This window comes from Rhodococcus huquni (genome assembly GCF_055231055.1).
Genome location: NZ_JBUYWE010000002.1, coordinates 241,955 through 259,674 on the forward strand (window position 1 = coordinate 241,955; position 17,720 = coordinate 259,674).

Annotated in this window: 18 protein-coding genes; 7 read left to right on the plus strand and 11 right to left on the minus strand. The window is 64.8% G+C overall.

The window, feature by feature from the left end; all coding sequences use genetic code 11:
• Positions 1–50 precede the first annotated feature (50 nt).
• Positions 51–428, plus strand: coding sequence for a YybH family protein (locus ACZI8R_RS04700; RefSeq protein WP_463378419.1), 378 nt, complete (start codon positions 51–53; stop codon positions 426–428).
• A 5-nt stretch (positions 429–433) separates the two neighbouring features.
• Here the strand turns inward: ACZI8R_RS04700 and ACZI8R_RS04705 are convergent, their stop codons facing one another.
• The 5 genes from ACZI8R_RS04705 to ACZI8R_RS04725 all read right to left on the minus strand — a co-directional run bounded on the left by ACZI8R_RS04705 (position 434) and on the right by ACZI8R_RS04725 (position 5,593).
• Positions 434–1,186 carry a MerR family transcriptional regulator gene (locus ACZI8R_RS04705; protein ID WP_463378420.1) on the minus strand — a complete coding sequence of 251 codons (753 nt, stop codon included), beginning with the start codon at positions 1,184–1,186 and terminating at the stop codon, positions 434–436.
• Positions 1,187–1,297: 111 nt separating this feature from the next.
• Positions 1,298–2,761 carry a flavin-containing monooxygenase gene (locus ACZI8R_RS04710; RefSeq protein ID WP_463378421.1) on the minus strand — a complete coding sequence of 488 codons (1,464 nt, stop codon included), beginning with the start codon at positions 2,759–2,761 and terminating at the stop codon, positions 1,298–1,300.
• Positions 2,758–3,678, minus strand: coding sequence for a ferritin-like domain-containing protein (locus ACZI8R_RS04715; protein WP_463378422.1), 921 nt, complete (start codon positions 3,676–3,678; stop codon positions 2,758–2,760). Before ACZI8R_RS04715 ends, ACZI8R_RS04710 begins: the two co-directional genes overlap by 4 nt.
• A gap of 1 nt (position 3,679) precedes the next feature.
• Positions 3,680–4,576, minus strand: a complete 897-nt coding sequence (locus ACZI8R_RS04720; RefSeq protein ID WP_463378423.1) for an SDR family NAD(P)-dependent oxidoreductase — start codon at positions 4,574–4,576, stop codon at positions 3,680–3,682.
• A 3-nt stretch (positions 4,577–4,579) separates the two neighbouring features.
• Positions 4,580–5,593, minus strand: coding sequence for an alpha/beta hydrolase (locus tag ACZI8R_RS04725; protein WP_463378424.1), 1,014 nt, complete (start codon positions 5,591–5,593; stop codon positions 4,580–4,582).
• 188 nt (positions 5,594–5,781) lie between these two features.
• Here ACZI8R_RS04725 and ACZI8R_RS04730 point away from each other — a divergent pair, with 188 nt between their 5' ends.
• Positions 5,782–6,450, plus strand: a complete 669-nt coding sequence (locus ACZI8R_RS04730) for an SDR family oxidoreductase (RefSeq protein ID WP_463378425.1) — start codon at positions 5,782–5,784, stop codon at positions 6,448–6,450.
• A gap of 4 nt (positions 6,451–6,454) precedes the next feature.
• On the opposite strand, the gene ACZI8R_RS04735 is transcribed toward ACZI8R_RS04730, so the two are convergent.
• The 4 genes from ACZI8R_RS04735 to leuS all read right to left on the minus strand — a co-directional run bounded on the left by ACZI8R_RS04735 (position 6,455) and on the right by leuS (position 11,921).
• A complete protein-coding gene (locus ACZI8R_RS04735; protein WP_463378758.1) occupies positions 6,455–7,417 on the minus strand; it encodes an alpha/beta fold hydrolase in 963 nt (320 codons plus the stop codon).
• Positions 7,417–7,791, minus strand: a complete 375-nt coding sequence (locus tag ACZI8R_RS04740; RefSeq protein ID WP_463378426.1) for a nuclear transport factor 2 family protein — start codon at positions 7,789–7,791, stop codon at positions 7,417–7,419. The genes ACZI8R_RS04735 and ACZI8R_RS04740 overlap by 1 nt, the downstream gene beginning before the upstream one ends.
• Positions 7,792–7,875: 84 nt before the next feature.
• The gene (locus ACZI8R_RS04745; protein ID WP_463378427.1) at positions 7,876–8,988 is read right to left on the minus strand and encodes a DUF6777 domain-containing protein; all 1,113 of its coding nucleotides are present in this window, start codon (positions 8,986–8,988) and stop codon (positions 7,876–7,878) included.
• A gap of 83 nt (positions 8,989–9,071) precedes the next feature.
• Positions 9,072–11,921, minus strand: coding sequence for a leucine--tRNA ligase (gene leuS, locus ACZI8R_RS04750; RefSeq protein ID WP_463378428.1), 2,850 nt, complete (start codon positions 11,919–11,921; stop codon positions 9,072–9,074).
• 104 nt (positions 11,922–12,025) lie between these two features.
• Here leuS and ACZI8R_RS04755 point away from each other — a divergent pair, with 104 nt between their 5' ends.
• From ACZI8R_RS04755 to ACZI8R_RS04770, 4 genes are all read left to right on the plus strand, one after another.
• Entirely contained in the window at positions 12,026–12,427 is a 402-nt protein-coding gene (locus ACZI8R_RS04755) for an SdpI family protein (protein WP_463378429.1), read from the plus strand.
• Between the two features lie 22 nt (positions 12,428–12,449).
• Positions 12,450–13,421 carry a DUF1648 domain-containing protein gene (locus ACZI8R_RS04760; RefSeq protein WP_463378430.1) on the plus strand — a complete coding sequence of 324 codons (972 nt, stop codon included), beginning with the start codon at positions 12,450–12,452 and terminating at the stop codon, positions 13,419–13,421.
• A 4-nt stretch (positions 13,422–13,425) separates the two neighbouring features.
• Complete coding sequence (locus ACZI8R_RS04765) at positions 13,426–14,418, plus strand: bile acid:sodium symporter family protein (RefSeq protein WP_463378431.1); 993 nt, start codon at positions 13,426–13,428, stop codon at positions 14,416–14,418.
• Between the two features lie 121 nt (positions 14,419–14,539).
• Complete coding sequence (locus ACZI8R_RS04770; RefSeq protein ID WP_463378432.1) at positions 14,540–14,917, plus strand: hypothetical protein; 378 nt, start codon at positions 14,540–14,542, stop codon at positions 14,915–14,917.
• Positions 14,918–15,268: 351 nt separating this feature from the next.
• On the opposite strand, the gene ACZI8R_RS04775 is transcribed toward ACZI8R_RS04770, so the two are convergent.
• Both ACZI8R_RS04775 and ACZI8R_RS04780 read right to left on the minus strand, forming a co-directional pair.
• On the minus strand, positions 15,269–15,874 hold the full coding sequence (locus ACZI8R_RS04775; protein WP_463378433.1) for a YqgE/AlgH family protein: 606 nt from the start codon (positions 15,872–15,874) through the stop codon (positions 15,269–15,271).
• Between the two features lie 54 nt (positions 15,875–15,928).
• Positions 15,929–16,621, minus strand: coding sequence for a TetR/AcrR family transcriptional regulator (locus ACZI8R_RS04780; RefSeq protein ID WP_463378434.1), 693 nt, complete (start codon positions 16,619–16,621; stop codon positions 15,929–15,931).
• A 136-nt stretch (positions 16,622–16,757) separates the two neighbouring features.
• Between ACZI8R_RS04780 and ACZI8R_RS04785 the strand changes: the two genes are divergently transcribed.
• Complete coding sequence (locus ACZI8R_RS04785) at positions 16,758–17,708, plus strand: NAD-dependent epimerase/dehydratase family protein (RefSeq protein ID WP_463378435.1); 951 nt, start codon at positions 16,758–16,760, stop codon at positions 17,706–17,708.
• Positions 17,709–17,720: the final 12 nt, after the last annotated feature.

The window sequence follows — 17,720 nt, forward strand, 5'->3', positions numbered from 1 at the left end:
AGAAGAACTATCTGTTGGACTTCACGTTCTGGGGCTCCCAGACTGGGATCATGTCGAACAACGAGAAAGCCCCTCAGGAAAAGGCACTGGTCCCAGAGGACCTCACCCGCCTGTTCGTAGAGCGCTCCAACGCGGGCGATGCCGCCGGCGTTGCCGCGCTCTACGCGGAGGACGCCGTCATGGCCTACCCACCCGGCAAGCAGACCGTAGGCCGATCAGCGATCCAGGAGTTGTGGGAATCAGTGCTCGCGCATGCCCCGAAGTTCCAGCCCGAACCGCCCCTCCCAACGCTGATCAGCGGCGACCTCGCCCTCACCGCCACTCCACCCCGAGACGGCACGGGCGCACGTGCGCAGGTAGCCCGGCGTCAGGCAGACGGATCCTGGCTACGAGTCCTCGACCAGCCGGAATTCCTTCGACCGGTCTGAAGCCGTCATTCCGAGGCGCCGGTGTTCCCCCGAGCGTCGATGGCGACGGCGAGGTAGTCGCCGAGTTCACGCTGGAGGTTGATGTCCAAGGCAAGGGCGAGCGTGGAATGCACTGACGCGACACCTAGTTCGCGCATCTTGCGCAGCATATCCGCGGTCTGCCCAACCTCGTCACCTTCGGGCAGCCAGCCTGCTCCGTGCTGGTCGACGATGTGAGTTTTCGCGGTGCCGATCAGGTCCTTGGCGATCGCATCGACCGCGTGAAAAAGCCGCTCATGGACATCGACGAGCTCACGGAGGCTGAACCCGAATTCCGCCAGGTCCGTGAATCCTCTGAGCAGTGCAGGATCGGTGAAGATGCAGCTCTCACCCTCGACCCGGGCTAATCCGAGCTCGACGAGGCGTTCGAGTTGGTCGCCGTCCCTGTCACTGAGGAAGTCGCGTACGAGGTCGGTCGAGACGCTTACGGTCTCGTTCTTGGACCACAAATCGGTCACAGCATATTCCAGACCCAGAACCTCCGTGAGATCCTGGCCGTTCTCCCAGCCGGTAATGAAGTCGTCGATGTGCGCGGTGGTGAAGCCGCGCTGGAGCAGGCTGTCGATCAGTTTCAAGCGCGCCAGATGCGCGTCGCCGTAGATGCCGACCCGCCCCCGCTTCTCCGGGGGCGGGAGAAGTCCCCGCTCTTGGTACGCCCGTACGTTCCGCGAGGTCGTCCCCGCGGCGCGGGCGAGATCGTCGATGCGATACTCGGTCACCGTGTTGCCTTCTCTGCCCGTTGGATTGTTTCGAGGTCCAACCTAGCGGCCGTTGCCGACGCGGTGAATCGGTGATCGCCGGAATGACCGGTTCTCGGGCAATCGCTGTGTCTAGGTCAGCTCCACGTAGTCGTCGAGATTCACCGATTTCAATTGATTGACGTATTGGGTAGCGAAACCAGGGAACATGGTGGCGTTGAATCCGTCCTCGGTGAGATACCAACTCGAGCACCCGGAGTTCCAGGTGGTCTTCGCCAACCGCTCCTGCAGTTCGACGTTATACGCGTCCTCCACGTCTTGGCGCACGTCGAGGGCCTTGAGATCCCGATCGAGAACGATCTTGATCGCCTCGACGAGGTATTCGATCTGAGCCTCCATGTACACCAGCGCCGAGCTGTGCCCAGGCCCGGAGTTGGGGCCGAAGGTGAAGTACATGTTCGGATATCCGGATACGGTGATGCTCTTGTAAGCACGCGCCCCGTTCCTCCACTCGGTGGCGAGCACTCGTCCGTCGCGGCCGGTGACAGGGACCGGGGTGCCGGTCTTGGAAACATCGAAACCGGTGGCGAACACGATGCAATCGAACTGATGCTCGATCCCTTCGACGGTCCGGATGCCCTTGGGCGCCAGCCGTGCGATCGGCCAGGTCACCAGTGTGCAGTTGTCTTTCTGAAGAGCCGGATAGTATTCGCTGGTCATCAGCAGGCGCTTGCAACCGGCCCGGAAGTCGGGGGTGAGCTGACGGCGTAGCCACGGATCCTTTACCTGGCGCCTCAGATGGTAGCGACCGACCGCCTCGACCACTCGGGTCAGCGGGGATTCCCACACCACCCCGAGCGCCACCGTTTCGTGCCCCCAGAACCAGGCCCGACGTGCCAGAGAATGGACACGGGGATGGAGGCGGTAGCGCTCTTTCGTGCTCGATCGTGTGCGCAAGTTGGTGCGTGGCAGTGCCCATCCGGCGGTGCGCTGGAACACCTTCACCGACGCTGCCTGTTCGACGAGCTCGGGAACGATCTGGACACCGCTCGCCCCCGTGCCGATCACCGCAACCTTCTTGCCTGAAAAGTCGTAATCGTGGTCCCAGCGGGCGCTGTGAATCTTGTGGCCTTCGTAGGTTTCGAGGCCCCTGATGTTCGGAAAGCTGACATTCGCCAACGGTCCCGATGCCATGACGACGGCCCGCGCGACGAATGCGTCACGGCCTTCGATCTCGATAGTCCAGGTCCCGGCGACCTCGTCCCAGCGCACGCCGGTGACGTTGTGGTCGAATCGGATGGACGGGCCGATTCCGAACTCGTCGACCATCGTCTGGATGTAGCCGAGGATCTCGGTACTCGCGGAATAGGTGTGGGACCAGTTCGGATTGGGCGCGAAACTGTAGGAGTACAACCGCGACGGGATATCACAGGCCGCGCCGGGATAGGTGTTGTCCCGCCAGGTGCCACCGACGCTTTCGCCGCGTTCGAGGACGACGACATCGTCGATCCCGCTCTGCTTCAACCGGATAGCGGCACCGATTCCGGCGAAGCCGCCCCCGATAACAGCCACCTCATGTGGATCGGCGGCGCTCATGCCACGGGCTCGTAGGTCAGTTCCTTCGCCCAGGTGGGTTCGGAATTGAGCCGCTTTCCGGAATTGCGGCCCGTTATCTTGACCATGCGGTCGGCGAACCGGTGATAGGGATGATCGCGGTCGATGACCATGTTCCCGTGCCACTTCACGATTCGGTACATCGGAACACGGAGCGCCTTCGGGCGGCGCTCGCCGACATTGCGGAACCGCTTCATCGCCGTGTAGAGCCGTTCCTCGTCCACGCCCATCTCGACGATGTTGTCGCGCATCTTGTTCAGGAGCGGAATGTATCGGAGGGTTCCGATTATCAACGCCGGGTTCATCCAAGCACCCGCTGTTTCGACGACAAGTTTGCGGGCTTTTGCGTGTCCGAGCATCTCGATCACTTCGAAGTCGACGGCGAGGTGCCGGGATTCGTCTGCATTGATCTTCTTGAACACGGCTTGGCATACCGGGTCGTCGATCTCGTCCATGATGAACTTGACCAGCGCACCGTCGAGAGCGACCTCGAGCATGGGGATGACGGTCCCGAGGATCGAGAGAGACAGGCCGTCGGAGTGCTTGTCCAGCCAATCGATGACGAGTTTGACGTTGATGTTCGGTTCGGGCATCTCGTCGCCGTCAAGCATCCCCCACCGGCGCATCAGCGCGAGTTCAGCGTTGGCGTGCTTCTGCTCCTCGGCGTGAAAGTACTGGTAGATCTCCTTGAGGGTGCCGGTCGGGGCCTTGAGCGCCATCGCCGCGAATCCGCGCGCACCGACGTTCTCGATCCACATCAGGTCTGCCATGAACGGCTTGAGCTTGGCGTGCAGCTCCGGGCTGATCGTCTCTGCGCCGGGTGCTTCCCAGTCGATATCCGCCAGCGCCCATTGGCGATCCTTGATCTTCTGCAGCATGCCGTCGAAATCGAAAGACATGTCACACTCCTTTCGCGTTGTGCAAGCGGTCTTGGGTGATTGCTGCCCCGGTAGAGTTCGACTCCTGTTTCGGTACAAGACGATTGAGAGTTCCACTGCCCCAGGCGTAGGCAGCCGGCAGCAAACGTTTGAGTCGCCAAATCAGCTTCGCGTCGATCTGCGGAACCACATACAGCCGACCCTTGTCGTAGGCGTCGAGGGTGATGGTGGCGATACGGTCCGGAGAGAACCCAGTGCGCCGCATCAGCCATTCCGCCAGCTGGGTGCCCTGGCCGGTGATCCGGCCGTCCACCGCAACATTGGTCTTGACGAAGGTCGGACACAGCACCGTCACCCGCACTCTGGAGCCGGCGAGCTCCGCCCGCATGGTCTCCGACAGCGACATGACCGCGGCCTTACCGACGTTGTACGGCGCCATCAGGGGTGCTGCGGCAAATCCGGCCGCCGAGGCGACGTTGATGAAGCCGCCTGCTCCCGCCGCGCGCAGCTGTGGAGCAAAGACCTCACACCCGTGGATCACGCCCCACAGGTTGATACCGAGTGCCCAGTTCCAGTCCTCGAAACCCACTTCGCCCACCGGTTTTCCGCCGATTCCGACGCCGGCATTGTTGATCACCAAGGTGACCGGCCCGTCGAACTCTAGCTCAGCAAAGAGAGCGAGTTCCTCGACCTGTTCGCGAATCGAGACGTCGCAGGCCACCGGGTGAGCGGTCCCGCCGATCGCCCCGATCAGACGTGCCGTCTCTTTCGCTCGCTCGAGCGAGATATCAGCGCAGACGAGCTCACCGCCACGGCGGGCCAGTTCGAGTGCGAACGCGCGGCCTATGCCGCTGCCGGCACCAGTGACGACCGCTCGTGCATCGTGAGACGGCTTCGATTTCCTCGACCTCGATGGCATGGGTCAACTCACCTTGTCTGCAGTGTCGGCACTGCGTGTCATGACGTCCGCGACGAACGCCGCGGCACGGTTCAGGGCGGGACCTGATTCGGGAACAAGTAGCGACAGGGCCTGGAAGACGTGCATTTGCCCCGGCCACACCTCGAGCTCGCACGACCCGTCCGCGCCCTGGACCAGCTGCTGCAGGTGGCGGGCATCAGCGCTGAGCATCTCCGCACCCCCGGCCTGCACGAAGAAGGGCGGCAGCACGGTTCCCTCACGCGGAGCGAGCTGAAGTCGCGGCGCGTTGTCCGGCTGCCCGACGGTGTAGAGAGATATGAGGTTGCGCGCCCCAGACGCCGAAATCATCGGATCCTTGTGCAGGCGTTCCTGCGCCGCCGCAAGTGCGAAAGTCAGGTCGATGAGAGGGGAGAACAACACCACTCCCGCGGGCTGCGGGATCCGCGTTCGCGCATTCTCGAGCACCAGATCCAACGCGAGATGCCCACCCGCCGAATCCCCGGCCACTACAACCTGGTCAGCCTCGAAACCGTGGGCCAACAGCCACCGGTAGGCATCCTCGATGTCGTCGGCGGCGGCGGGATAGCGGTGCTCGGGGGCGAGCCGATAGTCCACGGTGAAGACCGGGAGCCCGGTGGCCCGCGACAGCCTCGATACCAGACCTCGGTGGGTGCGCGCCGAGCAGATGACGAAGCCGCTGCCGTGAAGGTAGAGAATAGCCGAGCTACAGCGCTCGACGCCCGGTGCGCAGACCCACTCACCGACGACGGCGCCCGTACGAACGGGCGTCACTCGTGTTCCCCGTACCGGTGGGCCGAACATCCCCATCGCTGTCGCGACCAGTCGCCGCATGAACCACACACCGGAGCGGTTCAGCGGTACGACGTCCGCCAACAGGCGCAACCCGCCTACGGTCGACAATGCGGCGAGCCGAGCTCGCAGTGACGGTCGTCCGGGCACGGGCGCCAACCCGATCCTCGCCCCTATGCGCTTCTCCACGACCACAGACTCATTCATTACCGTGCCAGTTGTCAATGGTCTAGAGGTCGGTGGTGAGGTTAATTCATGCTCGTCACTCCAGGGGACAACGAAGGAGATCAACCATGGCCACCTCCGAAGCGGTCGAGAGCCTGGGAAACCTCTGCCTCGTCACGCTCGGTGCGCTGCTCGTTCGCCGTGACCGAGGCCCGGGTTAACCTCGAACCATGCCTACCGCCCTCGTCACCGGCGCGTCCCGCGGACTCGGCGCCGCCATTGCGCGCGACCTCGCCCCCAGCCACCACGTTCTCCTGGGGGCGCGATCGGCCGAGTCCCTCACCGACATCTCCGCCGAACTCCGCGATTCCACCCCGTGGCCGGTCGATCTCACCGACTACGCCGCCGTCGCAGATGCCTGCGCGAAAGTCGAGAGCCTCGACGTGCTCGTCCACAATGCGGGCATCGCAGACCTCGGCACAATCGCCGAGTCGTCGGTCGAGCAGTGGCGGCGCACCTTGGAAGCGAACGTGATCGCGGTGGCCGAGTCGACTCGACTTCTCCTGCCCGCGTTGCGCTCCGCCAAAGGCCATGTGGTGCTGATCAATTCCGGTGCGGGACTTCGTGCCAATGCCGGCTGGGCGTCCTATGCTGCGAGCAAGTTCGCGCTGCGGGCCTTCGGCGACGCACTTCGTCTCGAGGAGAAGGAAATTCGCGTCACGTCGATCCATCCTGGCCGTATCGACACGGACATGCAGCGCGCAATCGTCGACCACGAGGGCGCAACCTACGACCCCGAGAAGTTCCTGAAGCCGACAACCGTCGCGCGCGCTGTCCGCACTGCCATCGAAACCCCCGCAGATGCGCATCCGACGGAAGTCGTTCTGCGCGTGCGTTGATCGCCTAAAGGTCGGCCAGGAATTTCAGAAGGAGTCGGTTCACTTCCTCGGGACGTTCCTGCTGAACGAAGTGGCCGGTGTGCTCGATCAGATGCACGCCTTGCAGATCTGGCACGGTGGATTTCATTCGTTCCAGAGCCTGCGGACCGCTCATCGCGATGACCGGATCTGCCTCACCGGCGATGTACAGGGTCGGCACCGTGAGTTCGTGTGACCGGTCTGCGTGACGCTCCCAGTTCTCGTCGTAGGCCCGGTACCAGTTCAGTCCACCCGTGAACCCGGTCTCGGCGAATACCGCTGCGTAATGGTCGAACTCGTCCGCCGACAACCAGGACCACGGCAAGCCCGGTGAATGGGGAAGGACATCGAGGTAACCGTTGCCGTCCGACTGGTGCTGCCAGATGTGGAGGTAGTCGTACGCCCCGGACAGCGCGAAGAAGAGACGCCGCAGAAACCGACGCGGATCCGCGTCCAATTCTCGCTCGGCGACCCCGGCCTCCTGGAAGTAGTGCAGATGCAGGAAGTGTTTCTTCGACATCTTCGCGAACAGGTCCGAGGGGCGGCACGGCATCGCGTCCGGGGTGTAGGGCACCGCGAGGAGCGCCAGCCCTCGCACCCGCTCCGGATACTTCTCCGCCAACGTCCACACGGCCGGTGCCCCGAAGTCGTGCCCGACCAGGACGGCCTGGTCTATCTCGAGCGCGTCGAGAAGCGACACCAGTCGGTCGGCCATTCGATCGTTGGCGTATTCGGCAACCTCTACAGGCGAGTCGGATCCGCCGTATCCCGGCATGTCCGGCGCGACCGCCCGGAATCCCGCGTCTGCCAGGGCCTCGATCTGATGTCGATAGCTGTACCCCAGGCCGGGGAAGCCGTGGCACATGATCACGGCTGGGCCGTCACCGGCCTCCGTGATCTGCCAGGTGAACCCGTTCTGATCGGTCAGTGTTCGCACAGTCGACACCATCAACGGGTGACCATGTCGTCCTGACTCCAGAACGCTCGCATCGTCAGGATTTTGCCTTCGTCGTCGAACGTCATCACGTCGATGGGAGCGATCTCCATCGAGTTGTCGCCGAGATGTGTGACGAGAGAGAAGTGGAACGCGGCTTCGTTGCCCGCGATCCGGAGCGTCACCAACTCGGCGGTCTGCTGCAGTGGCTCGATGACGCCGTAGAACTCGCGCAGCGACTCCGTGGTCGTCCGCGGTTCCGTGCCGACCGGATCCTCCACGACCGCGCCCTCTGCGTAGAGCGCGAGAACGTCGTCGACGGTGCCCTTCGCGACGGCCTCGATGTACTTGGTGACGGTCTTGCGGATGTCGTCGGACGACGGCGCCATGCGAACTCTCCCATTCGATAGAACGTGTTTCAGTGTTCAACTTATCCAGCGAGAGTACGGCTGTGACGCGGCCAGGGGAAGACCTCAGCCGACCGGAATCACGATGGGCGGCAGTCCCGGAATCTGCACCTGAATCGGAGGAGGCGGCGGGGGCGGCGCAGGCGCGGGGGCCTGCGGGATCTCGACCGGCTCTGGTTCCGGAGCAGGAGGTGGCGGAGGTGGTGGTGGTTCGGGCGCCGGTGGGGGCGGTGGCGGAGGAGGTGGCGGCGGTTCCGGAGCCGGAGGACGTACCGGCGCTGGACGCGGCGGCGGGGCAACGGGCGCTTCGGTCTCGGGGGCTTGCACCGCAACCGGCTCTACCGGCGCGGGCGTGGGGCGCTCGATCGCCTGCTGTGGACCCGCACCGATGGGTATCGGAATCACGGCGCCGGTCATCAGGTCGACCACCTGAAACCCAGGAAGGGGAGCGGCAGCGGGCTGAACCACGACAACGGAATCAGCGGAGAAGCCGTTCCACGGTTCACCGGACGGTTCCGACCGGTCGCCGAGAACTGGCGCCGTGAGCGGACTGCCGTCCATGCAGCGCACCGTCGGCACTCCGAACTCGTCGACGAGAACCACGGTGCCCGTTTCCAGCACCGACTGCGCTGCCGTCGCGTGCCCGTCCTCGAAGCCGTGACTGGTCACGCGCGTGTCGGCCCGAAGGAGCATCGGGGTGAGCGTCCTGACGTACATGCGGATGTCCTGGACATCCAGGGCATTGGCCCACGAGAACGATTTCGCCTCGTCGCTCTCGAGCGTGCCGGCGAGCTGTTCCCGATCGCACAGCGGGCGGTCCGGACTGCTGCCGTACAGGCCGAAGCGGTCACCGGAAACGAAGACCCCGGTCGGATCGGCGCCACCCGACGGCAAGCCGTCACCGGTGACGCCCTCCGGGATGGCGGTGTCGGGCGGCCCGGCGGGCACCGAAGTCGGTACCTGGAGTGGCAGCAGCACGTCGGTCCAGGGCAGGTCGCTCTGCTCGACGGCCAGGTCGAGTTGCACTCGGTCCACCTGGGTGCCGCCACCGCCCGAACATGCCGTGACGAACGCGGTAACCATCGCGCACACAGCCAGCAACCGTGTGCGCGGATCGTTACGTCGGGCGCGGGGCGTCGAAACGCCGGACGCGGCCGGCCCGACAAGCTCGGTGGCCACGACCCCATCGTAAACACGATTCCCCCACCTGTGAGTGGTTTGCGAGCCCTGAGACTCGCTAACCGCTCACAGGCGGTTAATGACTAGTGAACGATGTTGATCATCTTTCCGGGGACGACGATCACCTTGCGCGGCGTACCGCCGTCGAGCAGCGCGACGATCTTCTCGTCCGCCAGCGCGATCTTCTCGAGGTCCTCCCGGGCGGCATCCGCGGGCGCACTGATGCGGCTGCGGACCTTGCCGTTGACCTGAATCGGGTACTCGACCGTGTCCTCGACCAACCACTTCTCCTCCACAGAGGGAAAGGGTCCGTGTGCCAACGAGGTCTCGTGGCCGAGGCGCGACCACAGCTCCTCCGCCAGGTGCGGCGCCAGCGGAGCGACCATCGACACCAGCGGCTCGACCGTCGACCTCGGCGCACCGCCGGGATACGCCTTGGTGAGGTGATTCGTGTACTCGATGAGCTTCGCCGCGGCCGTGTTGTCGCGAAGGCCCTTGTAGTCGTCGGAGACACCGGCGATCGCCTTGTTGAGAGCACGCAGAGTGTCCTCGGTCGGCTCGTCGTCGGTGACACGCACGTCGCCGGACTCTTCGTCGACCACGACACGCCACAGCCGCTGCAGGAATCGCTGTGCGCCGACGACGTCCTTGGTCGCCCAGGGCCGCGACGTGTCCAGCGGGCCCATCGACATCTCGTACACGCGGAGGGTGTCAGCGCCGTACTCGTTGCAGATCTCGTCCGGACTCACGGAGTTCTTGAGCGACTTGCCCATCTTCCCGTACTCGCGGTTGACCTCCGCGCCGTTGTGGAAGAACTTGCCGTCGCGTTCTTCGACCTCGTCGGCGGGGACGTAGACGCCACGCGCATCGGTGTATGCGTACGCCTGGATGTAGCCCTGGTTGTACAGGCGACGGTAGGGCTCGCTCGAGCTGACGTAGCCGAGATCGAACAGCACCTTGTGCCAGAACCGCGAGTACAGCAGGTGCAACACCGCGTGCTCCACGCCGCCGACGTACAGATCGACGCCGCCCGGATCGTTCGCGCCGTGCAGCTCGGGACGCGGACCCACCCAGTACGCCTCGTTCTCCTTGTCGCAGAACACGTCCTGGTTGGTGGGGTCGATGTAGCGCAGCTGATACCACGAGCTGCCCGCCCACTGCGGCATGACGTTGGTGTCGCGTCGGTAGGTCTGGAGTCCGTCGCCGAGATCCAACTCGACGTTCACCCAGTCCGTCGCCTTGGCGAGCGGGGGAGACGGCTCGGAGTTCGCGTCGTCCGGATCGAACGACACCGGTGCGTAGTCCTCGACCTCGGGAAGCTCCACCGGCAACAGCGATTCGGGCAGCGCCTGCGCGGTTCCGTCTGCCGAGTACACGATAGGGAAGGGCTCGCCCCAGTACCGCTGGCGCGCGAACAGCCAGTCACGCAGCTTGTACTGAATGGTGCCGCGGCCCGTTCCCTCCTGTTCGAGGTACTCGGTGATGGTGGACTTGGCGTCCGTCACCGACAGTCCGTCCAACAGGCCGGAGTTCACGAGCGGACCGTCACCGGTGAATGCGGCCTCGGTGACATCGCCGCCGGAGATGACCTCGACGATGTCGAGACCGAAGGTGGTGGCGAACTCCCAGTCACGCTGGTCGTGCCCGGGCACCGCCATGATGGCGCCGGTGCCGTACCCGGTGAGCACGTAGTCGGCGGTGAAGATCGGGACCTCGTGCCCGTTGACCGGGTTGACCGCGTAGGCACCGAGGAAGACACCGGTCTTCTCCTTGTTCTCCTGGCGCTCGAGGTCGGTCTTGGCGGCAATCGACTTGCGGTAGGCCGCAACCGCTTCCGCCGGCGTGGCTGCACCGCCCGTCCACCGCTCGTCGACACCCGCCGGCCATTCCTGGCTCACCAAGGTATCGACGAGAGGATGTTCCGGGGCCAGAGTCACGTACGTTGCGCCGTAGAGGGTGTCGGGACGCGTGGTGAACACCTCGATCGGGTGCTCACCGGACGTGAACGCAACCTGCGCGCCGTGCGAACGGCCGATCCAGTTGCGCTGCATGGTCTTGACCTTCTCGGGCCAATCGAGGTGCTCGAGGTCGTCGACGAGGCGGTCCGAGTACGCGGTGATCCGCATCATCCACTGCTGCAGGTGCTTACGGAACACGGGGAAGTTTCCGCGGTCGCTGCGTCCGTCGGCGGTGACCTCTTCGTTGGCGAGCACCGTCCCCAGTCCGGGGCACCAGTTGACCATCGAATCCGACTGGTACACCAGCCGGTAGGAGTCGATCGCCGACGCCTTCTCGGCAGCCGACAGCGCGTTCCAGTCCCGCCCGTCGTCCAGAGTGCGCTCGCCCGAATCGAGTTCGGCCTCGAGCTCGGCGATGCGACGGGCCTTACCGGCTTCCGTGTCGTACCAGGCGCCGTGAATCTGCAGGAAGATCCACTGCGTCCAGTGGTAGAAGTCGACGTCGGTGGTCGCCAGACTGCGACGCTCGTCGTGCCCCAGGCCCAGACGCCGGAGCTGACGCTTCATGTTCGCGATGTTCGACTCGGTGGTGGTGCGCGGATGCGTGCCCGTCTGCACGGCGTACTGCTCCGCGGGCAGGCCGAACGCGTCGTAACCGAGGGTGTGCAGAACGTTGTGCCCCTGCATGCGGTGGAAGCGGGCGAACACGTCCGTCGCGATGTAGCCGAGGGGGTGGCCGACGTGCAGACCCGACCCGGAGGGATACGGGAACATGTCCTGCACGAACAGCTTGTCCGCCGGGACTACCCCGTCGTCCTCGGGCGCGAGCGGACCCACGGGGTTGGGCGCGTCGAACGTCCCCTCCTCGCTCCAGCGGTCCTGCCAGCGCTTCTCGATCTGGCCGGCGAGCTCCGCGGTGTAGCGGTGCTGCGGGGTCGCTTCGGACGGTGGGGTGGGCTGAACAGAGTCGGTCACTGTGGTCACTATCTACTGGGCTGACGTGAAATACCGTCAACCAGCGTAGAGCGTCCGGCCACCCGGTTTCACCTGCCACCGGCCCCGCGCCGTATCCTGGGCTGGTGTTGATTGTCTCCGTGGTGCTTCTCGTGCTGGCCGTCGTGCTCGGCGGCGTCGCCGTCGCCGGCCTGACCGAACGCTTGCCGCGCAACCGCTGGGCGGGTGTTCGTACCCCCGAGACCCTGCGTGACGACGAGACGTTTGCACTGGCCAACAAGGTTGCGGCCCCCACGATGCTGGCCTCGGCCGCACTCCTGGTCATCGGTAGCGCAGCCGGTTCCCTTCTCGACGGCGCCCTGGCATTCGTGGCAGTCGGATTCTCCGTTGTCGCCGCGATCGTGACGGTCGCGCTCGGTGGCGTGCTCGGTGCTCGCACCGCGGCGGCCCTGCCGGCGCCCGAGACCGGCGGCTGTGGCAGTTCGTGTGGCGCCTGCAGCCTGAAGGACGCGTGCCAGCCGTCCTGATCGGCTGACACGAACCCTCGACGTGAGTTCGCGGCGCATCGTCGACCCTGCCGGTGCGCTGTTCGGCCTTCTCGTCCCGCTGCTCGCCGCCGTCGGCGGTCTCGTCCTCACCAAGCTCTGGCAACCGCGGCTACCAGCAGAGATCGCCACTCACTGGACGACCACCTCGGCCGACGGTTTCGACACGCCCATGTCGAGTGCGTGGACGTTCGCGATCGTCATTCTGCTGATCGGCGGGGGCTGTTGCAGCTTCGCCGTCCTGGCAGGCGGCCAACTGATGATCCGCAGAACCATGCTGCTCACCGGGCTCACCGTGGTGGGTCTGACGGTAACGATCCAGGTCACGCTCCTCTCGGTCCAACTCGACCGTGAATCGGGCGCCGACACCGAATTGCCCACCTCCGCTCTGGGGATGGGTGTGCTGATCGGTACGGCCCTCGGCCTACTCGGCGCCGCGGCCCTTCGTGACCATCGGGTCCGCGTCCCCGCCACCGAACGGCCCGGCCCCGACCTCCCCAGACATCCCACGAACAAGCTGCCCATCACCGACGACGTGGGGTTCGGCGCCGTCGGAACCGGGGTGCTGATCCTGCTCGCGGTGGCGCCCGCGCTGTGGCTGTCGACTGTCGTCGGAACCTGGTGGATCCTCGCCGTCTTCGTCCCGATCCTGCTGTTGGTGCTGGCGGTCCTGCGTTTCCGGGTGATCGTGGACGCCTCGGGAATACGCGTCGTCAATATGGGAATGACGTCGATCGCGTACGGAACCGAGGAGATCGAGGGGGTTCGGGTCAGCGAGATCAAACCGTTCGACGACTTCGGCGGCTGGGGACTCAAGGCCAAGGGGCCGCACAACTACGGAGTGGTCACCAGGTCCGGGCCTGCGCTGATCATCACCACCGCGTGCGGAGATCGGCTCACGATCACCAGCCCGAAGGCGGAGGAGATGGCTGGGGCGCTCAATTCGCTCGCCGACCAGCGTCCGTCCTACCCTTAGCAACGTGAAGTTTCTCAATCGGTTCTACATCGACGGTTTCATTCTCGGAATCATCGTCGCCGCTGTGCTCGGTGGACTGTTTCCCGCCACCGGAGCGTGGGAAACGGCTCTCGATTGGGCGACCAAGATCGCGATCGGCTTCCTGTTCCTGCTCTACGGTGCTCGGTTGTCACCGCAAGAAGCACTCGAAGGCATCAAACACTGGCGCCTTCACACGGTGGTCTTCGCCGCGACGTTCGTGCTGTTCCCGCTGATCGGCCTTTCGCTGCGGTTCCTCGCACCGAACATCGTCAGCGACGATCTGTACACCGGCATCCTCTACATGTGCCTGGTGCCGTCGACCGTGCAGTCGTCGATCGCCTTCACGTCCATCGCCCGCGGCAACGTGGCCGGCGCGATCGTGAGCGCATCCTTCTCGAACCTCGTCGGAGTGTTCGTGACGCCCCTTCTCGTGATCCTGCTGATGAACACGACGGGCGAGGCCGGCGTCGATGCGTCGTCGATCATCGACATCGTGCTGCAGCTGCTGGTGCCGTTCATGGTGGGCCAGTTGATTCGGCCGTTCGTGATCGACTGGCTCGGTCGCCATGCCGAGCCCACCAAGTTCGTCGACCGCGGCTCGATCCTGCTCGTGGTGTTCTCCGCCTTCAGCGAGAGCGCGAAGGAGCACATCTGGTCGGCAGTTTCGGCGTCGCAGATCGTGGCGACGACCGTCGTGTGCTGCGTTGTGCTCGCGTTCGTCCTTGCCGTCACGACGTTCGCCGGCCGGAAGCTCGGATTCTCGCTCGCGGACCGCATCGTGATCACGTTCTGCGGTTCCAAGAAGAGCCTGGCCACCGGACTTCCGATGGCGTCGGTCCTGTTCGCCGGCCAGCCGGTGGGACTCATCGTGCTGCCGCTGATGATCTTCCACCAAATTCAGCTCATCGTCTGCGCGGCGCTCGCGCAGCGGTATGCGAAACAGCACCCGGACGAGCCGGTCAGCGCCCGAAGCTGACCTGGTGCGTCAGCGTCGACAGAGGCTCTACCGCTGTGTCTTTCGTTCCTCGCCCGTTCTACTGATGCTGGAATAGCCTTCCGACTCACAGGGTCGGGTGGCACGAGGAAACGAGAACACGGTGGGAATTCTTCGATCAGCAGCATTGACCGTAACGATGGTCGGAGCCTTGGCCGCAGCGGGCGCGAGTACCGCCGTCGCCGCGCCCTTCGGCTCCTTGGGTGAGGGGCCCGATCTGGCGATCACAGCCGTGAATCCGCCGGCCACCGGGTCGTGCTTGGTACGGATCACCAACGAGGGTGAATCCGACGCCAACGGAGTGACGGTCCACGCGTCGGGGTACGGAAGTCAGGATCTCGGAACTCTCGCTCCGGGTGAATCCGAGCTCGTCGCACAATTCGATTGCGGCATCTACCCGTACATCTTCTACTTCGTGACCGCGAACGGCGAGACGAACTTGGCGAACAACTTCGTGCTCGTCACCGTCAACCGCAACTGACGTTCCACGCCTCGGTTCTCAGGACGCGCGACGGTACCGGTCCATCGACTGTTCGGCGCACCCGCACCCGCACCCGTCGACCAGTTCGCCACAGTCGACGATCAAAACGTGTCGAGCCTCGGTCTCACGCCGGCACAGTTCCTCGGTGCACTCGGCGGCGCCGTCCGTATGCAGGATCAGCGTCCCGTGGCAGTGATCGAGAACCTCGGATTCTCTGCAACGTGCGCATTCTCTGTTCACAACTTCGTTGATACCACCGTCTACCGACACGACCGGGGACGCACGAAGGTGTGTTCGGGATTTCCCGTGCGTGGTCAACGAGTCCATGGACTCCATAACCACTCACGGGGGTCAGTTGCGCGCCACGTCGATCGGGTGAGTGGCGAGCATTGCGAGTGGCAGCGGTTGGCGGCGCAGCACCTGGGACCAGACGTCCACCCGGGCGGGGGCCAGGACGTCCGAGGCCAGCGCGGAAATGACCATCCAGTCGTCTCGGCGGAGCTCGGATTCGAGCTGTCCGCAGGTCCAACCGGAATAGCCCGCGAACACGCGAACGCCCTCGACCAGCGGGCTCACCGCGTCGGGATCCGAGTCGAGGTCGACCATGACCACCCGTCCGTGGACACGGCGCAGACCGGCCACCCCGTCGATATCGACACCTGTACGCAGAGTTGCGAGACACAGCGCAGAATTCCGTTTGACCGGGCCGCCGACATACAGCGTCTCCGGCCTGGCAGCCAACGAAGTCCACTGCGGCAGGACGTCGTGCAGGGCGGTCTCACTCGGTCGGTTGACGACGACGCCGAGGCTGCCGTTCTCGTTGTGCTCGATCATGTAGATGACGGTGCGACGAAACGCGGGCTCGACCAGCTCCGTGGAAGACACCAACAAACTTCCGGGGCGAACTACGGGTTCGGCCGATGCAGTTCGGTCCTCGGGTTCTTCTGCGTACTCCACGACCACATCATTCCACCGCCGTCCGACCGAACCGGCAACCGACGCACCACACGCTCAGGTCGATTGGAATCCGGCAACTTTCGCCATGACGTGAAGCTGATGTTCGAACAGGTCACCGGGCTCCGTGAACGTATCGGTGCCGTACTGGCCGAACACCTCGAAGTTCACGAGTCCGAACAACGACGCCCATACGAGGACCCCGCGGGCCAACAGCGCGTCGGGCATCTCGAGAGCGAGGTCTGTTCGAATGCGCTCGAGATCGGCGTGGAGAGTCGGTGATACCTCGGGCTCCGGGGTGGCCAACAATCCTTCGGCGTGCGCGCGGTCGAGCACTGTCACCAGTGTGGTGACCACCCGTGTTCCCGGTGTCGTCGTCTGCTCGCCGGGGGCGTGGTAGCCGGGCACCGGACTGCCGAACAGGAGTCCGTACCGGGCCGGTTCGCGCAGCGCCCACGTGCGCACGGCTCTGCAGAGGACGAGGAATTGATCGAGGGGTTCCGACTGGGCGGCAACGGCCGCTTCCACCTCGTTGCCCAGCTCGTCGTACCCATCGACGACGAGCAAGGTGAGCAGCTCGTCACGACTCTTCACGTACCGATAGACGGCCGAAGAGACGACCCCGAGGTCGCGGGCGACCGCACGTAGCGACAACGCTGCGGCCCCGACGGACTCGAGATGTTCACGTCCGATTCGAGTGATGTCCTGCAGCGTCTGTTCGCGGGCGCGTTCTCGTGGAGTACCTGGCACCACCCCAGAATGCCGGTCGACCGAGAGCGGTGTCAACAAATGAGAGCAGTGCTCTTGACTTTGGTGCCGAACGGGCGCATTCTCAATTCAGAGAGCAGTGCTCTCGCAACTCCAATCTCACAGAATCGGATACGACATGACACAGCTCGAGATCGTCACCGGAGCAGGGCCCGTCGGCTGGACCGTCGCGGAGCAACTCGCAGAGCAAGGTCGACGCGTACGCATCCTCACCCGCTCGGGGAGCGGCCCACAGCACCCACTCGTCGAACGCGTCAAGGTCGACGTCTCCGACCCCGCAGCGGTCGCCGAAGCCTTCGAAGGAGCGACGGCGATCTACCACTGCATCCACGGCAGCAAATACAGCGCCGACGCGTGGACCAGGGAACTGCCGATTGCCGAACAGATCGTGATGGACGCCGCCGGCAAGATCGGTGCCGTCGTGGTGTTCCCCGAGAGCCTGTACTCGTACGACGCGACCGTTCAGCCCATGACCGAAACCGGCCCCCGCAACGCAACTTCCGGCAAGCCCGGTGTCCGCGTCGAGCTTCTCCAGGCACGGTCCGAATCCGCCACGCATACCGTCAGCGTCGTCGCGTCCGACTTCTTCGGTCCGCACGTGCGGGCCGCCATGGCCGGCGAACGCATGGTTCCGGCCGTCCTGAATGGAAAGGCCCAGTGGCTGCTCGGATCCGCCGATGTACCCCATTCCTTCACCTACGTGCCCGACCTGGCGGCCGCCATGATCGCCGCCGCACACGACCGGTCCGTCTGGGACCGAATCCTCCATGCCCCCACCAATCCGGCACTGACGCAGCGACAGATGGTCGAGGCCTTCGCGGCCGCAGGCGGAGTTCGAGTACCGAAGGTCTCCGCGGTCCCCAGTTGGGTGCTGCGCGGGGTCGGTCGCATCCACGGCGACACCCGCGAGCTTGCCGAAATGCTCTACCAGTTCGACAAGCCCTTCGTCATGAGCAGCACCGACACCGAGAACCGACTCGGCATCGAGCCGACGCCGCTGACGGAGGCCACGGCAGCGACCGTCACCTGGTGGCGTGAACAGGAAGCGTCAGCGGTGTCCGCGGCCTGAGGGCGGATACAG

What these genes read in the sequence shown, in the direction of transcription:
- ACZI8R_RS04715 (WP_463378422.1), bottom strand. Translation starts at nt 3,678, where the DNA reads ATGTCTTTCGATTTCGACGGCATGCTGCAGAAGATCAAGGATCGCCAA.
- ACZI8R_RS04785 (WP_463378435.1), top strand. Translation starts at nt 16,758, where the DNA reads ATGACACAGCTCGAGATCGTCACCGGAGCAGGGCCCGTCGGCTGGACC.
- ACZI8R_RS04725 (WP_463378424.1), bottom strand. Translation starts at nt 5,593, where the DNA reads ATGAATGAGTCTGTGGTCGTGGAGAAGCGCATAGGGGCGAGGATCGGG.
- ACZI8R_RS04710 (WP_463378421.1), bottom strand. Translation starts at nt 2,761, where the DNA reads ATGAGCGCCGCCGATCCACATGAGGTGGCTGTTATCGGGGGCGGCTTC.
- ACZI8R_RS04735 (WP_463378758.1), bottom strand. Translation starts at nt 7,417, where the DNA reads ATGGTGTCGACTGTGCGAACACTGACCGATCAGAACGGGTTCACCTGG.
- ACZI8R_RS04740 (WP_463378426.1), bottom strand. Translation starts at nt 7,791, where the DNA reads ATGGCGCCGTCGTCCGACGACATCCGCAAGACCGTCACCAAGTACATC.
- ACZI8R_RS04720 (WP_463378423.1), bottom strand. Translation starts at nt 4,576, where the DNA reads ATGCCATCGAGGTCGAGGAAATCGAAGCCGTCTCACGATGCACGAGCG.
- ACZI8R_RS04700 (WP_463378419.1), top strand. Translation starts at nt 51, where the DNA reads ATGTCGAACAACGAGAAAGCCCCTCAGGAAAAGGCACTGGTCCCAGAG.
- ACZI8R_RS04730 (WP_463378425.1), top strand. Translation starts at nt 5,782, where the DNA reads ATGCCTACCGCCCTCGTCACCGGCGCGTCCCGCGGACTCGGCGCCGCC.